Source organism: Blastococcus sp. MG754426 (assembly GCF_021699055.1).
Taxonomy (GTDB): domain Bacteria; phylum Actinomycetota; class Actinomycetes; order Mycobacteriales; family Geodermatophilaceae; genus Blastococcus.
Genome location: NZ_SSXC01000032.1, coordinates 1 through 21,357, shown reverse-complemented (window position 1 = coordinate 21,357; position 21,357 = coordinate 1). Strand labels below are relative to the sequence as shown.

The following is a 21,357-nucleotide window of genomic DNA, read 5'->3' as shown; positions in this document are numbered from 1 at the left end:
GGGCCGGCGTCCGCGGCCCCAGGTGTGGAGACGAGGGGAATCGAACCCCTAACCCCCGCCTTGCAAAGGCGGTGCTCTGCCAATTGAGCTACGTCCCCGGGTGGCCCTGCGCGGGCCGGTGGATCAGCGGGTGGGCGTGCTGACGGCGCCCGGGCCGCTCGTGGCCTCGCGCCAGAGATCGGCCTCGGTCCGGTCGGTGGACCGCTTCCGGACGGCGACGAGTGCACCGGCTGCGGCGGCGACGAGCGCCAGCTTCTTCAGCACGCGGAGAACCTCCTCGGGCGCTTCGCTCGCCGCGGAGGCGACGTGCGGGGGGACGCGGAACCGCGAGGCTCCGGTACACGGGTGGGCCTGGGAGGACTTGAACCTCCGGCCTCATCCTTATCAGGGATGCGCTCTAACCGCCTGAGCTACAGGCCCGTGGACCTCGAACAGCATACGTGACCCCCGCACGACGCCCGCAGGGGGTCCGGCACCCTCGGCGAGGTCGCCCCGAGTGGGGCCCGGAGGGTCCCGGGATGGCACGACGGCCACGCTCCGCCCCGCGGGGGACGGCACGTGGCCGCGGTGTCGGGCCGAGTGGGGCCCGGAGGGTCCCGGGATGGCACGACGGCCACGCTCCGCCCCGCGGGGGACGGCACGTGGCCGCGGTGTCGTCCGGAGGACGACGAAGTGCTCAGTCCCGCTCGGAGAGGGTGACCTCGAGCCCGCCGACGAGGTCGGAGCACAAGTTGTAGATGAAGGTGCCGACGGTGCACAGCGCGGTGAGCAGGACGACGTTGATCGCCCCGATGACCGCCGCGCCCCAGAAGACCACGCCCAGCGTCACGACGTCGCCGGTGGACTCCGAACCCGAGGCGCTGCCGATCTGCCCGAACAGGTCGTTCACGGCCTCGAAGACGCCCAGGCCGCCGAGGACCATGTACAGCAGGCCGACCGCCACCATCCAGATGAAGAACAGCGCGATCGACAGCATCAGGGAGATCTTCAGCGCCGACCAGGTGTCGATGTGGCGCACCTGCAGGCGGGCGCGGCGCGGTCCGCGGCCGGCCTTGCCCCGGCCGGTGCGGGCCCCGCCCACGGAGACGCCCCGCGGGGCGCCGTCGTCGTCGGAGCCGCCGGCCGCGGCGTCCGCGTCGGCCACCGGCGCCTGCTGCGCCGTCTCGTCCCCCGCCGCGCCCTGCTGCACCGGACCCTGCTGGGTGGCACCCTGCTGTGCCGGCGTGGCACCGGTCGACGGGTTGAGCGGCTGCGGGACGACCGGTGCCGCTCCCGTGCCGGGTGACTGCGCCCGCTGGCTGCCGGTGGCGGGGATGGACTGCGTGGGCGCCGGCGCCCCGTCCGCGGGGCTGCCCTCCGCCGCGCTCCCGTCCCCTGCCCGGGAGTCGGTGCGCACCGAACCGTGCGTCCGGTCGCTCATGCCAGTCTCCCGTTCCGCAGCGGCGACGCCGCTCCTCCAGTGCCGGGCTCCGCGGCGGTTTCTGGCCGCCGCGGAGCCGCAGTCGCTTGCGTGACTAGCTACTCACCCTAGGCGGCGGGCTCGTCGTTGTCCGTCGTACGCGCGATCGCCACGATCGTCACGTCCTCCGGCAAGTTCATGAGCTTGACGCCCATGGTGGCCCGGTCCTTGTTGTGCCGCACGCCGTTGACCGGCGTCCGGATGACACCGCCACCGGAGGTGATCGCGTACAGCTCGTCGCCGAGGGTCACCGACAGCGCCCCGACGAGCGCCCCCTTGCGGGCCTTCGGGTCGGCCGTGAGCACGCCCTTGCCGCCGCGACCCTGGTTCGGGTAGTTCTCGATCCCGGTGCGCTTGGCGAAGCCGCGCTCGGTGGCGACCAGCACGTCGACGCCCTCCTGGACGACGATCATCGACAGCAGGCGGTCGTCCTCGGACAGCGAGATGCCGCGGACGCCCTCGGTGGCGCGCCCCATGGGTCGGAGTGCGGCGTCGTCGGCCTTGAACCGGATCGACATCGCCTTGCGGGTGACCAGCAGGAGGTCCTGCTCCGGGTCGATCAGCGAGGCGCCGACCAGCTCGTCGCCGTCGCGCAGGTTGATCGCGATGACGCCGCCCTGTCGGGGGGAGTCGAAGTCGGTCAGCCGGGTCTTCTTGACCTGCCCCTTGGCGGTGGCCAGCACCAGGTACGGGGCGACCGTGTAGTCCTTGATCTGCATGACCTGGGCGATCTTCTCGTCGCCCTGGAAGGCCAGGATGTTGGCGACGTGCGCGCCCCGGGCGGTGCGGTTGGCCTCCGGGAGCTCGTAGGCCTTGGCGCGGTAGACCCGGCCCTTGTTCGTGAAGAACAGGATCCAGTCGTGGGTGGACCCCACGAAGAAGTGGTCGACGATGTCGTCCTGCTTGAGCTGGGCGCCCATCACCCCCTTGCCGCCGCGGCGCTGCGACCGGTAGAGGTCGCTCTTGGTCCGCTTGGCGTAGCCGGTGCGGGTGATGGTGACGACGACCTCCTCCTCCGCGATGAGGTCCTCCATCGAGACGTCGCCCTCGTTGGGGACGAACTTCGTCCGGCGGTCGTCGCCGTACTTCTCGACGATCTCGGCGAGCTCGTCCTTGACGATCTGCCGCTGGCGCTCCGGCGAGGCGAGGATCGCCTGCAGGTCGGCGATGCGGGCCTCGATCTCGGCCAGCTCGTCCATGATCCGCTGGCGCTCGAGCGCGGCCAGCCGGCGCAGCTGGAGGTCGAGGATGGCGATGGCCTGGACCTCGTCGATGTCCAGGAGCTCCATCAGGCCGCCGCGCGCCTCCTCGGCCGAGGGGCTGCGCCGGATGAGGGCGATGACCTCGTCGAGCTGGTCGAGGGCCTTGGCGTAGCCGCGCAGGATGTGCGCGCGCTCCTCGGCCTTGCGCAGCCGGTACCGGGTGCGCCGCTGGATGACCTCGATCTGGTGGTTGACCCAGTTGCGCACCAGCTCGTCCAGGCGCAGCGTGCGCGGCACGCCGTCGACGATCGAGAGCATGTTGCAGCCGAAGGAGGTCTGCAGCTGCGTGTGCTTGTAGAGGTTGTTCAGGACGACCTTTGCGACCGCGTCACGGCGCAGCGTGATGACCAGCCGGCGGCCGACGCGGTCGGAGGACTCGTCGGCGATCTCGCTGATGCCCTGGAGCCGCCCCTCCTTGACCAGGTCGGCGATGTTCTCGGCCAGGTTGTCGGGGTTGACCTGGTAGGGCAGCTCGGTGACGACGAGCTGCACGCGACCGCGGGCGTCCTCCTCGACGGTGACGACGGCGCGCATGCGCACCGAGCCGCGGCCGGTGCGGTAGGCGTCCTCGATGCCCTCGCGGCCGACGATGAGGCCGTGGGTCGGGAAGTCGGGGCCCTTGATCCGCTCCATGCAGGCGGTGAGCGCCTCCTCGGCCTCCGCCTCGGGGTGGTCCAGCATCCAGAAGACGGCCTCGGACACCTCGCGCAGGTTGTGCGGCGGCATGTTCGTGGCCATGCCGACCGCGATCCCGGCGGAGCCGTTGATCAGCAGGTTCGGGATGCGCGCGGGCAGGACGACCGGCTCCTGGGTGCGGCCGTCGTAGTTGCCCTGGAAGTCGACGGTCTCCTCGTCGATACCGGCCAGCATCTCCATCGCCAGCGGCGTCAGGCGGCACTCGGTGTACCGCATGGCGGCCGCCGGGTCGTTGCCCGGGGAGCCGAAGTTGCCCTGGCCGTCGATGAGCGGGTAGCGCATCGACCACGGCTGGGCGAGGCGGACGAGGGCGTCGTAGATCGCCGAGTCGCCGTGCGGGTGGTAGTTACCCATGACCTCGGCCACCGGGCGGGCGCACTTCACGTACCCGCGGTCGGGCCGGAAGCCCTGGTCGTACATCGCGAACAGGACGCGGCGGTGCACCGGCTTGAGGCCGTCACGGACCTCGGGCAGCGCGCGCCCGACGATCACGCTCATGGCGTAGTCGATGTAGCTGCGCTGCATCTCCTGCTGGAGGTCGACCGGCTCGACGCGGTCGCGGGGTGGGGTCTCCGTCACGGTTCAGGTCTCCACAGGTCGGTGCACAGGGGTGGACAAAAGGCCAAGTCGACGGCTATGGCCCGGCCCCGCCCTCCCCACCCCGAGCGTGCGAGGCGTGAGGAGGACGGGGTGGTGTCAGACGTCGAGGAAGCGGACGTCCCGGGCGTTGCGGGTGATGAAGCTGCGGCGGGCCTCGACGTCCTCACCCATCAGCACGCTGAAGATCTCGTCCGCCGCGGCCGCGTCCTCCAGGGTCACCTGGCGCAGGATGCGGGTCTCGGGGTTCATCGTGGTCTCCCAGAGCTCGCTGGCGTTCATCTCGCCGAGCCCCTTGAACCGCTGGATCATCTCGTCCTTGATCTTGCGGCCCGCATCGACGCCGGCCTTCACGACGGCGTCCCGCTCCCGGTCGCTGTAGGCGTACTCGTCGCCGACCTTGCCACCCCACTTGATCTTGTACAGCGGGGGCTTGGCCAGGTAGACGTACTGGCCCTCGACCAGCGGGCGCATGAAGCGGAACAGCAGGGTCAGCAGCAGGGTGCTGATGTGCTGGCCGTCGACGTCGGCGTCGGCCATCAGCACGATCTTGTGGTACCGGAGCTTCGAGATGTCGAACTCGTCGTGGATGCCGGTGCCGAACGCGGTGATCATCGACTGGACCTCGGCGTTCTTGAGGACCCGGTCGATGCGCGCCTTCTCGACGTTGATGATCTTGCCGCGGATGGGCAGGATCGCCTGGAACATCGAGTCGCGGCCGGACTTCGCCGAACCGCCGGCGGAGTCACCCTCGACGATGTAGATCTCCGAGGCCCGCGGGTCGGTGGAGCGGCAGTCGGCCAGCTTGCCCGGCAGCGAGTTGTTGCTCAGCAGGCTCTTGCGGGCCAGCTTGCGGGCGTCCTGCGCGGCGCGCCGGGCGCGGGCGGCCGAGGCGGCCTTGGTGATGATCGTCTTGGCCTCGGCGGGGTTGGACTCGAACCAGTGCCCGATCTGCTCGTTGCAGATCTTCTGGACGAAGCCCTTGACCTCGGTGTTGCCGAGCTTGGTCTTGGTCTGGCCCTCGAACTGCGGGTCGCCGATCTTCACCGAGACGATCGCGGCGAGGCCCTCCCGGATGTCGTCGCCGGTGAGCTTCTCGTCCTTCTCCTTGAGCAGCTTCTTCTCGACGGCGTACCGGTTGACGATCGAGGTGAGCGCCGCGCGGAAGCCCTCCTCGTGCGTGCCGCCCTCGTGGGTGTTGATGACGTTGGCGAAGGTGTGCACCGACTCGGAGTAGGCGTCGGACCACTGCATCGCGATGTCCACGGACATGGCCATGTCGTTCTTGCCGGTGCCCTCGGCGGAGAAGCCGATGACCGACTTGTGGATCGGCGTCCGGCGCCGGTTGATGTGGCCGACGAAGTCGACGAGGCCGCCGTCGTACCGGTACGTGACCTCCGTCGGCTCGAACGCCTCGTCCTCGGCCTCGGCCGGGGTGGCCGCCTCGGCCAGCGACTCCTCGCCGACACCCGTCTCCGCCTTGGCGTGACCCGGGCGCTCGTCGCGCAGGACGATGGTCAGCCCGGCGTTCAGGAAGGCCATCTCCTGCAGCCGGCGGTTGATCGTGTCGAACGAGTAGGTCGTCGTCTCGAAGATGCCGCCGTCGGCCCAGAAGGTGATCTGGCTGCCGCGCTTGTCGGTCGGCCCGACCTCCACGAGCGGGCCCGGCTTGGCCTCGGTGTACTCCTGGTGCCACTCCTTGCCGCGGGTCCAGACCCGGACGTCGAGCCTGGTCGAGAGGGCGTTGACGACGGTGACGCCGACGCCGTGCAGACCACCGGAGACGCCGTAGCTCTTGCCGTCGAACTTCCCGCCCGCGTGCAGGACGGTCATGATGACCTCGACCGTCGGCCGCTTCTCGACGGGGTGCATGTCCACCGGGATGCCGCGGCCGTTGTCCTCCACCCGGACGCCGCCGTCGGCGAGCAGGGTGACCTTCACGGTGTCGCAGTAGCCGGCCAGCGCCTCGTCGACGGCGTTGTCCACGACCTCCCACACCATGTGGTGCAGACCGCGCTCACCGGTGGAGCCGATGTACATACCGGGGCGCTTCCGCACCGCCTCGAGGCCCTCGAGGACGGTGATGGAACTGCCGGAGTAGGTGTTGTCGACCTGGGGTGCTGCGACCACGTGGGGCCTTCCTCTCGAGCAACCGGCGCGCCGGGGCCCCGAGCACGCACGGGGAGCCGGAACGGCGCAGGAGGGCGCTCAGCCGGTTGCTGACGGTTTTCGTCTCCCACGATACCGCGAGGTACGACAGGAACCGTGCCGTGCACGCCCTGACGTCGTGTCTGCGCCGCTCCCGCGGGGCTCTCCACCATCCTGCTTGGCCCCCGCTCCGACACGCCGTCAAAGGCGGCGCTGGCCGGTCGGGTGCCGGGCGGGGCCACCACCGGTCGGTCGCGTTCCACGTGGAACACCGGCCTCAGGGGGGTCCCGTCGCGTGCCGAGGCCGTCGTCGCCCGCACCGCGCGGCGTCCTCCCGCACCGTCCACCGCGAGGGAGGACGCGCCGCGACCAGGGACCCTGGTCGTGGCCGGAGTCCGATCAGACCAGGAGCTGGGCGGCCGCGAGCTCGCGGTACAGGGGGCTGCTGCCGACCAGCTCGTCGTGGGTCCCCCGGGCGACCACCCGGCCCTCGTCGAGCACCACGATCTGGTCGCTGTCGAGCACCGTGGACAGCCGGTGGGCGACGACCAGCAGCGACCGCCCGCTCGACGCCGCCGCCAGGGTGCTGCGCAGCAGGTTCTCGTTGCGCGCGTCCAGGCTGGCGGTCGGCTCGTCGAGCAGCAGCAGCTCCGGGCGGGCCAGCAGCGATCGCGCGATGGCCAGCCGCTGCCGCTCGCCCCCGGACAGCAGCACGCCCTCGTCACCGACCAGCACGTCGAGCCCGCGCGGCGAGCGCCGGACGACGTCGGTGAGGCCGACGTCGGCGAGGACCGCCCACAGGTCCGGGTCGGTCGCGTCCGGCCGGGTCAGCAGCAGGTTGTCCCGCACGCTGCCCGCGAGCACGGGGGCCTCCTGCTCGACGTAGCCCAGCCGCGCGCGGAGGGCCGCCCGGGGGAGCTCCCGGACGTCGGTGCCCGCCCACCGGATGGTCCCGCCGGCGTGCGGGTAGAAGCCCTCGACCAGCGCCAGGACCGTCGACTTGCCCGCCCCCGAGGGGCCGACGAGCGCCACCCTGCTGCCGACGGGGACCTGCAGGGACACCCCGTGCAGCACCGGCGTCCCGTCCGGGTAGGCGAACGAGACGTCGTCCAGCTCGAGCAGCGGCGCGCCCGCCACCGGCCCGGCCGGTCGTGACCCGGCCCGCTGCGGACGCTCGTCCTGCTCCGGCGGGAGGGCCAGCACCTCCTGGATGCGGGCGAGCGCCCCCAGGCCGGTCTGCAGCTGGGTCCAGGCGGCGATCGCCTGTCCCAGCGGCATGACCAGCAGGAACAGGTAGAGGATGAACGCCACGAGCGACGCCACGGTGATCGACCCGCTGGCCACCCGGTAGCCACCGACGCCGAGCACGGCCAGGAATGCGCCCTGGACGGCGATCGACCCGGCCGGCGAGATCAGCGCCTCCAGCCGGGCCAGCTGGACCCCGGCCGTGTACGCGCGCCGGGCGCTGCCGCCGACCGCCGCGATCTCCCGCCCCGTCGCCCCGCTGGCCCGGATGGTGCGCACCGCCGACAGCGCCCGTTCGACCGCCGCCGTCATCGCGCCCACCTCCTCCTGCGCCCGCTGGGACAGCCGGCGCACGCCGCGGGAGGCCAGGACGGCGGTGACCGCCCCGACCGCCACGGCCAGCACGGTGACCAGCAGCAGCCAGACGTCGACGACGGCCATCGCCACCAGCGCGCCGGCCCCGACCACCACCGATCCGGCGACGTCGACCACCCCGGAGGTGACCGTGGCGCGCAGCAGCGTGGTGTCCGAGCCGACCCGGGACATCAGGTCACCGGTGCGCCGTCGGTCGTACTCGGCCACCGGCAGCCGGAGCAGCCGGTCGACCAGGGTCAGCCGGGTGGTGAGCACGAACCCCTCGGCGGTGCTCTGCAGCACGAACCCCTGCAGCGCGCCCAGGGCCGAGGCCACCAGCAGGACGACCACCAGCAGGGCGACCGCGGGCAGCAGCGGCTCACCGGCCCCCACCACGTCGATGACCCGGGCCACCAGGGCCGGCTGGGCGAGCGCGGCGGCCGCACCGACCAGCGACAGCCCCGCGGCGAGCAGCAGCCGGCGGCGGTGCGGCCGCAGCAGGGGGAGCAGGTCGCGCAGCCGCGCGGCCGGGGGCGGCTCGGTGCCCCCGGCCGCGCCGGCGCCGTCCGCCGAGGAGGGTGCGCTCACGGGTGCGGGCGCCCTCAGTACCCCGAGGTGAGGGCGGCGGTGATCGCCGTCAGCAGGCGGGCGTGGTGCTCGAGCAGCTGCGGGCGGTGCCCGTCGGGCCGGATCGCCGCTATGTGGTCGCCCGCGCCCGACCAGAACTCGTCACCGTCGTCGCTGCCCAGCAGCAGGGCGTGCACGGCCGGGTCCTGCGCGAGCCGGCGCAGCCGCGGGTCGTCCTCCGCCGCCAGCAGCAGCCAGCGGGCGTCGAAGGCCTGGTCCCCGCTGGGCACCGGCACCAGGCCACCGGTCCGGTGCCGCCAGAAGCGCGCCGGGCTCAGCCGGAAACCCGGCACGCTGCCCAGCATGGGGACGGCGGTGATCGCGTACTCCGGCACCAGGTAGCGCCCCGACGCGTAGACCACGTCGAACGCCACCAGCTCCAGGGTCCCCACCCGGCCGCGCAGGACGTTCCCGGCCCGGTGGTCCTTGGTGGCCCGCACCGGGGCGCTCGCGATCAGGTCGGCCAGGGGCGCGTCCTGCGGAGCGGTGCCGTCGGACACCGTCCAGCCCTGCTGCAGCGCCCACCCCTGGGCGCCCACGAGGTCGCCCTCGTAGCGGAACACCCGCTCCACCGCACCCGGCTTGCGGCGGCGACGGCCGAACAGGCCGCGCGGAGCCGGCTGCTCCGGGGGCGGGAAGCCCTGCGGGGGGTGTTGCTCCTGCGGGTGCTGCTGCGGCGGGTACGGCGCCTGCTCCGAGGGAGGCACCTGCGGCGGCGGGTACTGCGCGGGCGGGGCGTCGTCGCGAGGGGCCGGTCGGTCGGGCTCCGCGGCGGGCAGGTCCCAGCCCGGGGGCTGCCAGGGCTGGTTCGCCGGCGGCTCGTCACGGGGCGTCTTCCGCCGGTCGGCGACGTTGGGGCGGTCCTCGTCGTCGCCGGACCCACCGCCACCGAGGTGCGGCGGCTCCTGCCAGCCGCGGCCGTCGCCGTCGTCGAAGCCGTCCCGGTCACGGTCGCGGGGGGTGCTCATGCCTGCATCGTCCTCCCCGGCGCCGGCCCGCCGGGCGGGCGCCTCATCCGTACGTGTCGCGCGGTCCCCGCCCGCGCACCGAGCGCGGACCCTTCTTCCAGCTGGGAGCCGTCGGTCCGACAACGCGCAACCTCGTCACGACGTCCCCGCCGACCTGCGCCCGCAGCTTCCCGAGGATCGACGGGGCCAGCAGGCGGAGCTGCGTCGCCCAGGCCGTGGACTCGGCCACGACCAGCAGTTCCCCCTCGGTGAGGGTCTGCGGCCGGCAGTGCGACGCGATGTCCGGGCCGACGATCGCGTCCCAGCGGCCGAAGACCGAGCCGACCTTCGTGCGGGCCGACCAGTCCTGCTGGTTCACCAGGGCGTCGACGAGGTTGCCCAGCGGCTGCGGGTCGTCGGCGCCCGGGCGGGGGCCGGTCCAGGTTCGGCGCGGCCCCGCGATCCGGCGCCGGGTGGGCTGCGGCCGGGACGCCGACGCGGCGCGGGCCGCCTCGAGCGCGGCGCGCGCGATGTCGCTGGGTCGTGCCGGCCGGTCGTCGCTCACGGCATGCCTCCCTCGCCCACCGGGACCGCATCCTTCACCACGAGCGCCATGCCGCCACCCACCTCGACGCGGGTCCCCCGGAGCTCGGCCGGCACGTCGTCGACCACGGCCGCGGTGATCAGCGTCTGCTCGGCCGACCGGGCGACGGCGGCCAGCGCGGCCCGCCGCTCGGCGTCCAGGGTGGCGAAGACGTCGTCCAGCACCAGGATCGGGTCCTCGCCCTCGCTGCGCAGCAGCGCGAAGGTCGCCAGCTTCAGGGCGAGTGCCAGCGACCACGACTCGCCGTGGCTGGCGAAACCCTTCGCGGGGGCCGGACCCAGGTGGATCACCAGGTCGTCGCGGTGCGGGCCGACCAGCGTCATGCCGCGGTCGAGCTCGTCGCCCCGGCGCTCGGCGATGCGGGCGCGCATCGACTCGGCCAGCTCCTCCACCGAGGGCAGCGCGGTGCCGGGCACCAGCGCCGCGCCCTCACCGGCCAGCGGCACCGTCGAGCTGTAGCCGAGCCCGGCCGCGGCGGCACCCGCCCCGGCGACGCCGGCGTAGGAGTCGGCGACGTGCGGCGCGAGGTCGGCGACCAGCCGCAGGCGGGCGGCGAGGACCTGCGCGCCGAGGTCGGTGAGGTGGCCGTCCCAGACGTCGAGGGTCTCCACCGCCTTGCCACGGGCCAGCCGGGCGGTCTTCAGCAGGGCGTTGCGCTGCTTGAGCACGCGGTCGTAGTCGCTGCGCACCCCCGCCAGCCGGGGGGTCCGGGTGGCCAGCAGCTCGTCGAGGAACCGACGCCGCTCGGTCGGGTCGCCACGGACGAGCGAGAGGTCCTCCGGGGCGAAGAGCACCGTGCGGACCAGCCCGAGGAGCTCGCGCGGCCGCGGCAGCGCCGCCCGGTTCACCCGCACCCGGTTCGCCCTGCCGGGGTTGATCTCGATCTCGACCAGCAGCTCGCGGTCACCGCGGCGCAGGGCGGCCCGCACCACCGCCTGCCCCGCCCCGTGCCGGACCAGCGGCGCGTCGGCCGACACCCGGTGGCTGCTCATGGTCGAGAGGTAGCCGACCGCCTCGACGAGGTTGGTCTTGCCCTCCCCGTTGCGGCCGACGAACACCGTCGGCCCCGGGCCGAGGGCCAGGTCCACCCGTTCCCAGCTGCGGAAGTCCCCGACCTGCAGGTGCCTCAGGTACATCTCAGCCTTTCAGGCGACGGCCTGGAACGGCCCCCTTCAGGGACCCGCGCCGAGCGGAGCGAGGCGTGGGGGGAAGGGGGGTCCTTTCTCAGGCGGGCCGCTCGGCCTCCTGCGCCTGGACGGCGCGGACCGCGTGACCACCGAACTGGTTGCGCAGCGCGGCGACGGCCTTCATCGTCGGCGAGTCGTCCTGGCGCGAGGAGAAGCGGGCGAACAACGACGCCGCGATCGTCGGCATGGGGACGGCGTTCTCGATCGCCTGCTCCACCGTCCAGCGGCCCTCGCCCGAATCCTCCGCGTAGCCGGAGATGCGCTCCAGCGCGGGGTCCTCCTGGAGCGCCCGGACCAGCAGGTCCAGCAGCCAGGAGCGGATGACGGTGCCCTGCGTCCAGGAGGCGATGACGCCGGGGACGTCCTCGATGAGGTCGACCGCGGCGAGCAGCTCGTACCCCTCGCCGTAGGCCTGCATGAGGGCGTACTCGATGCCGTTGTGGACCATCTTGCTGAAGTGGCCGGCGCCCACGGGGCCGGCGTGCACGTAGCCCGCGCCCGGGATCTCCTGCCCGGACTCGTCCACCGGGGCCGGCGGCTTGAGGGCGTCGAAGATCGGCTGGGCCTTGGCGACGTCCTCCTTCGTGCCACCGACCATGAGCGCGTAGCCGTTCTCCAGGCCCCAGACGCCCCCGGAGACGCCGCAGTCGATGTAGCCGATGCCCTTCTCGCGGCACATGACGTCGTGCACCTGGTCGTCGGTGTACTTGGAGTTGCCGCCGTCGATGATCACGTCGCCGGGGGAGAGGAGACCGGCCAGCTCCTTGACGGTCGCGCGCGTCGGCTCGCCCGAGGGCACCATCACCCACACGACGCGGGGCTCGGCGAGCGCCTCGACCAGTGCGGGCAGGCTCTCGACGTCCCGCTTCCCCGGTGACCGGTCGTAGCCCACGACCTCGTGACCGGCGCGGCGCAGCCGCTCGGCCATGTTGCCGCCCATCTTCCCCAGCCCGATCAGACCCAGCTGCACGACTCGCCCCTCTTCGACCTCGACTGCGTTCCCTGCCATCGTGCTCGCCCGGGCACGCTCCCGCCTGCCCGGGCGACGCCCGGCATCACCCGGGCAGCCGCACCGGCATGATCAGGTACCGGTAGCTGCCCGCGCGCTCGGCGGGCACCGGCGGCGCGTCCCCGTCGGCCGGCGGCTCGTCGACGCCGGAGAGCACGGCCGGCTTGAGCGGGCTGGTGAAGTCCATGCGGGCCCGCCCGGTGTGCACCGCGGCCAGGCCGTCGAGCAGGAACGTCGGGTTGAAGCCGATGGTCAGCGGCTCGCCGTCGAAGTCGACGTCGCAGCGCTCCTCAGCCTGCCCCTCGTCGTCGCTGCCCCCGGCGCGCAGCGTCACCTGACCGGGGCTGAACTCGCAGCGCAGCGGCGTCCCCCGCTCGGCGACCAGCGCCACGCGCTTGGCCGCGTCGGTGAACAGGCCGACCGGCAGCGTGGCGTTGGCGAACGACTCCGACGGCATGATCGCGCGGTACTTCACGAACTCGGCGTCCAGCAGCCGGGTGGTGGTCTGCCGGTCCTTGCCGGACAGACCGAGGATGCCCTCGCCCGAGCTGCCGGAGGACAGCGAGAGGGTGATCTCCGGCCCGCTGGTCAGCGTCTTGGCCGCCTCGGCCAGCGTGCGCGCCGGCACCAGCACGGCCGCGGACAGGCCGGAGGTCTGGGGGCGCCAGGCGAACTCGCGGACGGCGAGGCGGTAGCGGTCGGTGGCGGCCAGGGTGATCTGGTCGTCGTCGATCTCCAGGCGGACACCGGTGAGCATGGGGAGCGTGTCGTCCCGCCCCGCGGCGATGGCGACCTGCGCCACCGCCTCGCTGAAGACCTCGCTGTCGACGATGCCGGCCGCCGACGGCATGGCGGGCAGGGACGGGTAGTCCTCGACCGGCAGCGTGGGCAGGCTGAAGCGGGCGTTGCCGCAGGTGATCGCGAGGCGCGGGCCCTCGGCGGTGATCTCGACCGGGTGCGGCGGGAGCGCACGGGTGATCTCGGCCAGCAGCCGGCCCGGGACCAGCACCCGCCCGCTCTCGCTGGTCTGGACGTCGACCTCCGAGCGCGCCGAGACCTCGTAGTCGAAGCCGGAGACCGACAGCTGGTTCCCGTCGGCCTCGAGCAGGATGCCCGCCAGCACCGGGACCGACGGCCGCGGCGGCAGGCTGCGCGCCGTCCAGGCGACGGCGTCGGCGAGCACCTCACGTGCCACCCGGAACTTCATCTCTCGACCACCCATTGCTCGGTCCGCGCCCGTGCGCCGGCCGGGGAGGTGGCCGGTACGGGTGCGGAGCTCGTCGTCGTCCTGCCGCGGGGCGATGGCTCCGCTGCGGTGCTCATCGTGCCTGTTGCAGCCCTCCGTGGGGAAACCCCCGTCCCTCGATGGGCTGCTGGTGGTGCTGGGGGCGCTGGTGCTCGGGTTCGGGGAGCCGGGAACCCGACCCAGCGGAGCGTCCCCACCCGGACTGTGGTTCGAGAAATCTCCGGGATAACTCCTTCATCCTCGTCATCACTGGTGTGGAAGCTGGGGATCGGAGCCCTTTCCGCAGGTCAGCGATCGATCCGGGGTGTTGGCCGGTTGTGGGTGGTCACCGTCCCCCTGTTGTCGACACGTGGACAGATCGACGGTTGTGCACGGTGACCGCCGGTGGTCCACGTCCTGTCCCCCGCGTCTCCCCGGCTCGTCCCCAGGTGGTGTGCACCGGCTGCGCGGGGCCGGTGGGCACGGGTGCGGGCCGGGTCGTCCCTCAGGGCCATCCGCGCAGGTCAGCCGCGTGCAGACCGGATGCGGCGTGCTGCCGGGCGGCCGACCCGCGAGGCCGGGTCGCGCGGCGGCGGAACGGTGCCGACCGGACTTTCCCCCAGCTGTGCACATCCCTGGGGACAACTTCTCGACGAGTCGACGCCGGCCACCGCCGTCACACGGGTCATCGTGCGCAGAACCAGCGGTTCCGCCATCCCCAGGGATCCACACAGGTGTGGACAACGACTTGTCGACCGCGTCGGGACGGTGGCCGGCAGGTGTCTGCACGGTGACTCCACCGGCTGCGCTGCGTCACCGCCGAAGGCCGCGGAGAGCCCCGCCGAGCGGCCCCGACCAGGGCACCGCCCCGAGCGTGCGAGGGGTGGGGAGGGCGCGGCCGCTCCTACTGCCGGGCGCGGCTCTTGATGCGGGCGGTCAGCTCGGTGACCTGCGTGTACGTCGCCCGCCGCTCGCTCATCAGGTTGGTGATCTTCTTGACGGCGTGCATGACCGTGGTGTGGTCCTTGCCGCCGAAGGACGCCCCGATGCGCGGCAGCGACAGCTCGGTGAGCTCCCGGCAGAGGTACATCGCGATCTGCCGCGCGTTGACCAGGGTGCGGCTGCGGTTGGTGCCCTGCAGCTCCTCCATCGTCACGGAGAAGTACTCCGCGGTGGCGGCCATGATGATCGCCGCGGTGATCTGCGGGCCCTGCTCGTCGCTGATCAGGTCCTTGAGCACCAGCTCGGCCAGCGGCAGGTCCACCTGCTGCTTGTTCAGCGACGCGAACGCCGTGACGCGGATCAGCGCGCCCTCCAGCTCGCGGATGTTGGTCTGCACCTTCGACGCGATGAACTCCAGCACCTGGTCGGGCACCTGCAGCCGCTCGCCCCACGCCTTCTTGCGGAGGATCGCGATGCGGGTCTCGAGGTCGGGCGCCTGGACGTCGGTGATCAGGCCCCACTCGAAGCGGGTGCGCAGCCGGTCCTCAAGCGTCGTCAGCTTCTTCGGCGGCCGGTCGGAGGTGATGACGATCTGCTTGCTGGCGTTGTGCAGCGTGTTGAAGGTGTGGAAGAACTCCTCCTGCGTCCGCTCGGCGCGCTCCAGGAACTGGATGTCGTCGATGAGCAGGAAGTCGATGTCCCGGTAGCGACGGCGGAAGTCCTCGGCCCGGCCGGAGTGCACCAGGTTGATGAACTCGTTGGTGAACTCCTCGGTGCTGACGTAGCGCACCTTGACGTTGGGGAACATGCGCGCGGCGTAGTGGCCGATCGCGTGCAGCAGGTGGGTCTTCCCCAGGCCGGACTCGCCGTAGATGAACAGCGGGTTGTACGCGCGGGCCGGCGCCTCGGCGACCGCGACCGCCGCGGCGTGGGCGAAGCGGTTGCTGTTGCCGATGACGAAACTGTCGAAGACGTACTTGGGGTTGAGCCCCGGGTCCAGGCCGGCCGGCCGGCCGCCCTCCGGACGGCGGCCGCGGGTCACGGCCCCGGACCGGCGCTGCTCCCCCGCCGCGGCGTCGACGTCGAAGGGCAGCACGTCGGCGGTCGGCGCGGTCCCGGCCCCGCCCCAGTCCCGGTCGTCGGCCGGCGCCGCCGCGCCACCGCCCCAGGTCGTGGTGCTCCAGTCCTCGGGCGCCCCGCGGTCGGCGGGGGGACGCGGCGGGCCGTCGGCGGGGTGCAGCTCCCGGATCTCGGGGAAGTCGTGGCCGATCGGCCGGTCGGCGGACGCGGGCCGGTCCCACGGCGCCGGAGTGCCGACGACGTCGGTGCGGACGCCGAACGCGCTGCGCCCGTCGTCGGCACGGTCCCGGGTCGCCTGGTCCTCCTCGGCGCGCTGCGCCTCGACCGCCGACCAGGGGCGGCGCGTCGGTTCCTCGTCCAGGGGCGCGACCACCGGCGCGGGGGGCGCGTCCTCGAGCTGGACGGCGACGTGGATGTCCCGCCCGAACTGCTCGGACAGGGCCTCGGCCAGCACCCGGCGCATGCGCGACTCGAGCACCGTCTGGGTGAACTCGTTCGGAGCGGCCAGCACCGCGGTGCCCTCGAACAGGCCGACGGGCCGGGTGAGGTTCAGCATCGCGTTCTGCTGCGGGGAGAGGCTGGTCGCCAGCCGCTCGCGGATCTGGTCCCAGACAGTTGGCAGATCCGGCGTGTCGGCCATCCCGCTTCGTCCTCCCATGCAGTCGACCCCACGGCCGGTCCGGTACGCCCGGCGGTCCGCGCCGAGCTCCCCCCGTGATCCGTCCAGCATCCACCCGTGTCCGCGGCTGTGGACGCGCGGGCGCAGGTGTTCCACACGGGTGTCCACAGGCTGTGCACGGCCGGCGAGGTGCTGGGCCGGCGTCGCACGGCGATCCGGCCGGAAGAGCATCGCTGCAGGTCACGGCCGGTGTGCGGCGGTTGGAGGGGAGGTCCGGCGGTCGGTCGACCGACGGGGTCGGCCCACGCGTCGTGACCCTGACGCCCGACGCGGAGCGACGGCGACGCTAACAGCTTCATCCACAGCCGGGCAACGCCGACAGGGCCGACGGACCTGCGTCGCCCCGTGCGGCCTGTCCGTGCTCGGGCGGCCGCACGGGTAGCGGCGGTGACGGGCGGCACCGGCGTGCCGGGCGGCGTGCGCCCCGGGTCCGGCGGCAGGATGGGCGGTCGGCCTGCGACCGGCCGCCGCCCGGCGCCGGTCCTCGGCTATGCTGGCGGGAGTCTGTGGACGGGTGTGCCCGTTCCCGGCCGCCGCAGTGCGCCTGCGCGGCCAGGTCGGGGCGTCGCCGTCCGCAGTGCCAGCTTCTGGGGTGCCGGGTGCGGCGGACGCCGCCACCGTCACCCCGCGCGTCCCCGTCCACCGACGGGGCCGCACCGCCGATGCCGTGTAGTGGGAGTACCTCGTGAGCAAGCGCACCTTCCAGCCGAACAACCGCCGCCGGTCCAAGACCCACGGCTTCCGGCTGCGGATGCGGACCCGCGCCGGCCGGGCGATCCTCGCCACCCGTCGGCGCAAGGGCCGCGAGAAGCTCTCCGCCTGACGTGCTGCCTGCGCAGGCACGCCTGCGCCGGCGCCCGGAGTTCACCGCGGTGGTCCGATCCGGCCGGCGCGCCGGGCGGCCGACCATGGTGCTGCACTACCTCCCCGAACGGCCCGAGCAGCCGGCCGGCGACACCTCGTCGCCGGCGGTTGCGCGGGCCGGTTTCGTGGTGGGCAGGAGCGTGGGCAACTCGGTGGTCCGCCACCGGGTGACCCGCCGGCTGCGTGCCGTCGTCCGCACGGAGCTGGACCGGCTGCCCGCGAGCGCGGACCTCGTCGTCCGCGCCCGCCCCGAGGCCGCGGACGCCGATTCGGCGGCGCTGCACCGCGACCTGACCGCAGGCCTGGACCGGCTGCTCGGCGACCGGGGGCCCCGGCGATGACCGGCCCGGCGGGGCCGGACCCGCGGCGTTCCGCCGCCGCGCGGTTGCTGCTGCGCGCGGTCGGCTTCTACTCCCGCGCCATCAGCCCGGCGTTCCCGCCGCGCTGCCGGTTCCACCCCACGTGCAGCGCCTACGCCGCCGAGGCGGTCGCGCAGCACGGCGCAGGCCGGGGCAGCTGGCTGACGCTGGTCCGGCTGGGCAAGTGCGCACCCTGGCACCCGGGCGGGGTCGACCCCGTCCCGCCGGCCCGTGGAACCGGGACGGGCTCCCGCTCGTCCACCCCAGCGGCACGTCCTCCGGTCGCGCCGTCCGATGACCCCGGCCGCGAGGCCACCCCGCCGGCCGCGTGCCGGACCCCGCAGGAGGAGTCCTCCGTTGCTTGACTGGCTGTACACCGCCATCTCCTGGGTCATGGCCCGGTGGCACTCGCTGTGGAACCTGGTCTTCGGCGACCCGGCGCCTGAGACAGCCCTCGGCGGCCTGAGCTGGGTGCTCGCGATCGTCTTCCTGGTCGTCACGATCCGGCTCATCCTCTTCCCGCTCTTCGTCAAGCAGGTCAAGTCGCAGCGGGCGATGCAGGAGCTCCAGCCGGAGATCGCCAAGCTGCGCAAGCAGTACGGCAGCGACCGCCAGGGCATGGCGGTGGCGATGCAGCAGCTCCAGAAGGAGCGCGGCGTCAACCCGCTGGCCGGCTGCCTGCCGATCCTGCCGCAGATCCCGGTCTTCCTGGCGCTGTTCCACGTCCTGCGCCGGCTCGCGCCGGACAAGCAGGGGCTCTACTCCTGGACCGACGAGCTCACCGACCAGGCCGCCCGCGCGCAGCTCTTCGGTGCGCCGATCTCCGCGTCGTTCAACATGAGCGGCGCCAAGGAGGAGGCGATCCTCGGGATCGCCGGCGTCAACTACACGAACATCCGCATCGTCGCGTTCGCGCTGATCGTGGTCATGTGCTTCACGACGTACTTCACGCAGAAGCAGATCATGGCGCGCTCGGGGCCGGTCGAGGGCCAGGCCGCGATGGTGCAGAAGCTGATGCTCTACGGCGTCCCGATCAGCCTCTTCGTCTCCGGGTTCATCTTCCCGATCGGTGTCCTCATCTACTGGATGACGAACAACCTGTGGACCATGGGCCAGCAGTTCTTCATCCTGCGCAAGATGCCGCCGCCCGGCTCCGACGCCGCCAAGGCCAAGGCCGCGGCGGAGAAGCCGGCGATCGACCCCAAGACGCTGGCTCCCAAGCCCGGCGCCAAGCCGGTCCGCCCCAAGCAGGGTCGCCCGTCGGGCAGCACCGTCGCCCCGTCCAGCACCGTGGACGGCGACGGCGTCGTCGGGCCGGACCCTGCAGCCGGCGGCTCCACCGCGAACGGGTCGACGGGCAACGGGTCCGCCGGGTCGCGCTCCGCCGGCTCGGGTTCGGGCCGCACGTCCCGCCCCGGCGCGGGCCAGGGGCCGGCCAACCGTGGGAAGCGGAAGCGTCGCTGACCTCCGCCGTACCGCTCGACCGCCGGCCCGTCCGGCATCCAGACCACCGGGACGACCCGGCCGCCGCACCGAACTGGGAGGAACACCCGTGAGTGCTCCGCAGCAGCCCGTGACAGACAACCCACCCGCCCTGCCCGACGCGGACCCCGCCAGCGACGACGCCGTCGTGGAGCCCGTCGACGTCGAGGCGGACGGGACCGGCGGGGCCGGTGGGGCCGGTGAGGACCTGCTGGTCCGCGAGGGCGACGTGGCCGGGGACTACCTCGAGCGCCTCCTCGACATCCTCGACGTGGACGGCGACATCGACCTCGACGTCGAGGGCGACCGGGCATCGGTCGCGATCGTCGGGGGCAAGCTGGGCGACCTCATCGGGCCGGACGGTGCGACGCTGGAGGCGCTGCAGGAGCTCACCCGCCTCGCCGTCGCGCAGTCCACCGGCGTGCGCAGCCGGCTCATGCTCGACGTCGGCGGGTACCGGGCCAAGCGACGGGCGGACCTCACCTCGCTGGCCGCGGAGACCGCGCGGCGGGTCGCCGCCAGCGGGCAGCCCGAGCGGCTCAGCCCGATGAACCCGTTCGAGCGCAAGGTCGTGCACGACGTCATCGCCTCGGTCGCGGGGGTGCACAGCGAGTCGGAGGGCGAGGAGCCCCGCCGCCGCGTCGTGGTCCTGCCCGACAGGTGAGCGGGGCAGGTCCCGGAGCCGGCGCCGTGGACGTGCCGCAGGTCCCGGCCGCGCCGGCGCAGGCGGGCGCAGTGTTCGGCGCGGCCCTCCCCGCGGCGCAGCGCTACGTGGCCCGGCTGGCCTCCGACGGGGTGACCCGGGGCCTGATCGGGCCGCGCGAGGTCCCGCGGTTGTGGGAGCGGCACGTGCTCAACAGCGCGGCGGTGGCCGAGGCGGTTCCCCGCGACGCACGGGTGGTCGACGTGGGCAGCGGTGCCGGTCTCCCCGGGATCCCCCTCGGCCTGGCCCGCCCCGACATCGCGCTGACGCTGGTCGAGCCGATGGCCCGCCGGGTGGAGTTCCTGGAGGAGGCGGTCGCCGATCTGGCCGAGCCACCGGCCGCCTGGCGGGTGGTGCGGGGCCGCGCCGAGGACCGATCGGTCGTCGCCGCCGTCGGCCGGGTCGACGTCGTCACGGCCCGGGCCGTCGCACCGCTCCCCCGCCTGGTCGGCTGGTGCCGCGGGTTGCTCCGGCCGGGTGCCCAGCTGGTGGCGCTCGTCGGAGCCCGCGCGCTCGCCGAGCTGCCGGCGCTCCGCCCCGAGCTGCACGCCGCCGGGATGCGCGACATCGAGGCACGGGCCGTCGGTGCATCACTGGGGGACGCTGCCACTACCGTGGTGGTCATGACACGGGGGGACCGGTGACGGCGCCGGCAGGCCCACGCGCGTCCTGTTCCACGTGGAACAGCCAGCGCTACCCGACCCGTTCCACGTGAAACGCCGGCAGAGGAAGGACCTGCGATGACCGACCCGGGCGAGCGGCTGCGCAGCAGCCTCGCCGCTGACCAGTCGGCGACGACGTCCTCGGGTGGGCTCGCGGACTTCGACAGCCCGATCGCCATGGAGGCCCTGCGCGCGACGCGCGTGCTGCACGCCGCCGAGCAGGAGCCGTTCCCGGCTCCCGGGCGCATCCGGGTCATCACCATCGCGAACCAGAAGGGCGGGGTCGGCAAGACCACGTCCACGGTGAACCTGGGGGTGGCGCTCGCCCTGTACGGGCTGCGGACCCTGGTGATCGACCTCGACCCGCAGGGCAACGCGAGCACCGCCCTCGGCGTGGAGCACACCGTGGGCACGCCCTCGATCTACGACGCGCTCGTCGGCGACAGCACGCTCTCCGAGGTGGTGCACCAGACGACGGCCAGCCCCAACCTGCTCTGCGTCCCGGCGACCATCGACCTCGCCGGCGCCGAGATCGAGCTGGTCTCGGTGGTCGCCCGCGAGCACCGGCTGCGCCGGTCGATCGAGGCCTACGTGGCGGCGCTCCCGCGGGAACGCCGCCCGCACTACGTGCTCATCGACTGCCCCCCGTCGCTGGGGCTGCTGACGTTGAACGCGCTGGTGGCCGGCGACGAGGTCCTCATCCCCATCCAGTGCGAGTACTACGCGCTCGAGGGCCTCGGTCAGCTGCTCAACAACATCGACCTGGTCCGCCAGCACCTCAACCCCGGGATCGCCGTCCGGACCATCCTCCTGACGATGTACGACGGGCGGACCAAGCTCGCCGACCAGGTGGCCGACGAGGTGCGCAACCACTTCGGCGAGCTGGTCCTGGACGCGGTCATCCCCCGCAACGTCCGCGTCTCCGAGGCCCCCGGCTACGGGCAGTCGGTGCTCACCTACGACCCGGGCTCGCGTGGTTCGACCAGCTACGTCGAGGCCGCCCGGGAGCTGGCCCAGCGTGGTGTCGCGCTCGAGCGGCTCGACGCGGCTGCGGGTGGCAACGGGGCCACCCCGGTCGGCGCCCTCGCCTTCGGGGAGACGTCGGTGCCGTTCCGCCAGGACCCCCAGTGACCACCCCTGCCAGCGAGGAGCAGCGATGACGAAGCGAGGCGGCCTGGGACGCGGGCTGGCGGCGCTCATCCCCACGGGCCCGGCGCCCACCCCTC

General features: G+C 73.3%; 18 protein-coding genes and 2 tRNA genes. 7 read left to right on the top strand and 13 right to left on the bottom strand.

Annotated elements, in window-relative coordinates; translation table 11 throughout:
* Window positions 1-25: 25 nt before the first annotated feature.
* From E9549_RS12260 to dnaA, 13 genes are all read right to left on the bottom strand, one after another.
* A tRNA-Ala gene (locus E9549_RS12260) sits at window positions 26-98 on the bottom strand.
* A gap of 25 nt (window positions 99-123) precedes the next feature.
* A complete protein-coding gene (locus E9549_RS12255) occupies window positions 124-264 on the bottom strand; it encodes a DLW-39 family protein (protein ID WP_170852331.1) in 141 nt (46 codons plus the stop codon).
* A gap of 82 nt (window positions 265-346) precedes the next feature.
* Window positions 347-420 (bottom strand) — tRNA-Ile (locus tag E9549_RS12250).
* Window positions 421-676: 256 nt separating this feature from the next.
* A complete protein-coding gene (locus tag E9549_RS12245) occupies window positions 677-1,420 on the bottom strand; it encodes a DUF3566 domain-containing protein (RefSeq protein ID WP_236826819.1) in 744 nt (247 codons plus the stop codon).
* Between the two features lie 107 nt (window positions 1,421-1,527).
* The gene (gyrA, locus tag E9549_RS12240; protein WP_236826818.1) at window positions 1,528-3,996 is read right to left on the bottom strand and encodes a DNA gyrase subunit A; all 2,469 of its coding nucleotides are present in this window, start codon (window positions 3,994-3,996) and stop codon (window positions 1,528-1,530) included.
* Window positions 3,997-4,113: 117 nt separating this feature from the next.
* Window positions 4,114-6,144: a DNA topoisomerase (ATP-hydrolyzing) subunit B gene (gene gyrB / locus E9549_RS12235; RefSeq protein WP_236826817.1), complete on the bottom strand. Its 2,031-nt coding sequence runs from the start codon at window positions 6,142-6,144 to the stop codon at window positions 4,114-4,116.
* A 417-nt stretch (window positions 6,145-6,561) separates the two neighbouring features.
* Window positions 6,562-8,349, bottom strand: a complete 1,788-nt coding sequence (locus E9549_RS12230) for an ABC transporter ATP-binding protein (RefSeq protein WP_236826816.1) — start codon at window positions 8,347-8,349, stop codon at window positions 6,562-6,564.
* Window positions 8,350-8,363: 14 nt separating this feature from the next.
* Window positions 8,364-9,356, bottom strand: coding sequence for a hypothetical protein (locus E9549_RS12225; protein ID WP_236826815.1), 993 nt, complete (start codon window positions 9,354-9,356; stop codon window positions 8,364-8,366).
* A 43-nt stretch (window positions 9,357-9,399) separates the two neighbouring features.
* On the bottom strand, window positions 9,400-9,900 hold the full coding sequence (locus tag E9549_RS12220; RefSeq protein WP_236826814.1) for a DUF721 domain-containing protein: 501 nt from the start codon (window positions 9,898-9,900) through the stop codon (window positions 9,400-9,402).
* Window positions 9,897-11,075, bottom strand: coding sequence for a DNA replication/repair protein RecF (recF, locus tag E9549_RS12215; protein WP_236826813.1), 1,179 nt, complete (start codon window positions 11,073-11,075; stop codon window positions 9,897-9,899). Before recF ends, E9549_RS12220 begins: the two co-directional genes overlap by 4 nt.
* 88 nt (window positions 11,076-11,163) lie before the next feature.
* Window positions 11,164-12,135, bottom strand: coding sequence for a phosphogluconate dehydrogenase (NAD(+)-dependent, decarboxylating) (gene gnd / locus E9549_RS12210; RefSeq protein ID WP_255715191.1), 972 nt, complete (start codon window positions 12,133-12,135; stop codon window positions 11,164-11,166).
* Between the two features lie 46 nt (window positions 12,136-12,181).
* A complete protein-coding gene (dnaN, locus tag E9549_RS12205; RefSeq protein ID WP_236826811.1) occupies window positions 12,182-13,357 on the bottom strand; it encodes a DNA polymerase III subunit beta in 1,176 nt (391 codons plus the stop codon).
* Window positions 13,358-14,264: 907 nt separating this feature from the next.
* On the bottom strand, window positions 14,265-16,022 hold the full coding sequence (gene dnaA / locus E9549_RS12200; RefSeq protein ID WP_236826810.1) for a chromosomal replication initiator protein DnaA: 1,758 nt from the start codon (window positions 16,020-16,022) through the stop codon (window positions 14,265-14,267).
* A gap of 724 nt (window positions 16,023-16,746) precedes the next feature.
* On the opposite strand from dnaA, the gene rpmH reads away from it, so the two are divergent.
* From rpmH to E9549_RS12165, 7 genes are all read left to right on the top strand, one after another.
* Window positions 16,747-16,884 carry a 50S ribosomal protein L34 gene (gene rpmH / locus E9549_RS12195; protein WP_091930872.1) on the top strand — a complete coding sequence of 46 codons (138 nt, stop codon included), beginning with the start codon at window positions 16,747-16,749 and terminating at the stop codon, window positions 16,882-16,884.
* A gap of 1 nt (window position 16,885) precedes the next feature.
* Entirely contained in the window at window positions 16,886-17,266 is a 381-nt protein-coding gene (rnpA, locus tag E9549_RS12190) for a ribonuclease P protein component (RefSeq protein ID WP_236826809.1), read from the top strand.
* Window positions 17,263-17,649: a membrane protein insertion efficiency factor YidD gene (gene yidD / locus E9549_RS12185; RefSeq protein WP_236826808.1), complete on the top strand. Its 387-nt coding sequence runs from the start codon at window positions 17,263-17,265 to the stop codon at window positions 17,647-17,649. Before rnpA ends, yidD begins: the two co-directional genes overlap by 4 nt.
* Window positions 17,642-18,748, top strand: a complete 1,107-nt coding sequence (gene yidC, locus E9549_RS12180) for a membrane protein insertase YidC (RefSeq protein WP_236826807.1) — start codon at window positions 17,642-17,644, stop codon at window positions 18,746-18,748. The genes yidD and yidC overlap by 8 nt, the downstream gene beginning before the upstream one ends.
* Window positions 18,749-18,836: 88 nt before the next feature.
* Complete coding sequence (locus E9549_RS12175; protein WP_236826806.1) at window positions 18,837-19,430, top strand: protein jag; 594 nt, start codon at window positions 18,837-18,839, stop codon at window positions 19,428-19,430.
* A gap of 26 nt (window positions 19,431-19,456) precedes the next feature.
* Window positions 19,457-20,113: a 16S rRNA (guanine(527)-N(7))-methyltransferase RsmG gene (rsmG, locus tag E9549_RS12170; protein ID WP_236826805.1), complete on the top strand. Its 657-nt coding sequence runs from the start codon at window positions 19,457-19,459 to the stop codon at window positions 20,111-20,113.
* A 96-nt stretch (window positions 20,114-20,209) separates the two neighbouring features.
* Entirely contained in the window at window positions 20,210-21,262 is a 1,053-nt protein-coding gene (locus E9549_RS12165; protein ID WP_236826804.1) for a ParA family protein, read from the top strand.
* Window positions 21,263-21,357 lie beyond the last annotated feature (95 nt).

Bases quoted from the DNA above. Each gene is read 5' to 3' on its own strand.
- E9549_RS12245 (WP_236826819.1), bottom strand. From the start codon at position 1,420: ATGAGCGACCGGACGCACGGTTCGGTGCGCACCGACTCCCGGGCAGGG.
- E9549_RS12225 (WP_236826815.1), bottom strand. From the start codon at position 9,356: ATGAGCACCCCCCGCGACCGTGACCGGGACGGCTTCGACGACGGCGAC.
- recF (WP_236826813.1), bottom strand. From the start codon at position 11,075: ATGTACCTGAGGCACCTGCAGGTCGGGGACTTCCGCAGCTGGGAACGG.
- gnd (WP_255715191.1), bottom strand. From the start codon at position 12,135: ATGGCAGGGAACGCAGTCGAGGTCGAAGAGGGGCGAGTCGTGCAGCTG.
- dnaN (WP_236826811.1), bottom strand. From the start codon at position 13,357: ATGGGTGGTCGAGAGATGAAGTTCCGGGTGGCACGTGAGGTGCTCGCC.
- dnaA (WP_236826810.1), bottom strand. From the start codon at position 16,022: ATGGCCGACACGCCGGATCTGCCAACTGTCTGGGACCAGATCCGCGAG.
- yidD (WP_236826808.1), top strand. From the start codon at position 17,263: ATGACCGGCCCGGCGGGGCCGGACCCGCGGCGTTCCGCCGCCGCGCGG.
- E9549_RS12165 (WP_236826804.1), top strand. From the start codon at position 20,210: ATGACCGACCCGGGCGAGCGGCTGCGCAGCAGCCTCGCCGCTGACCAG.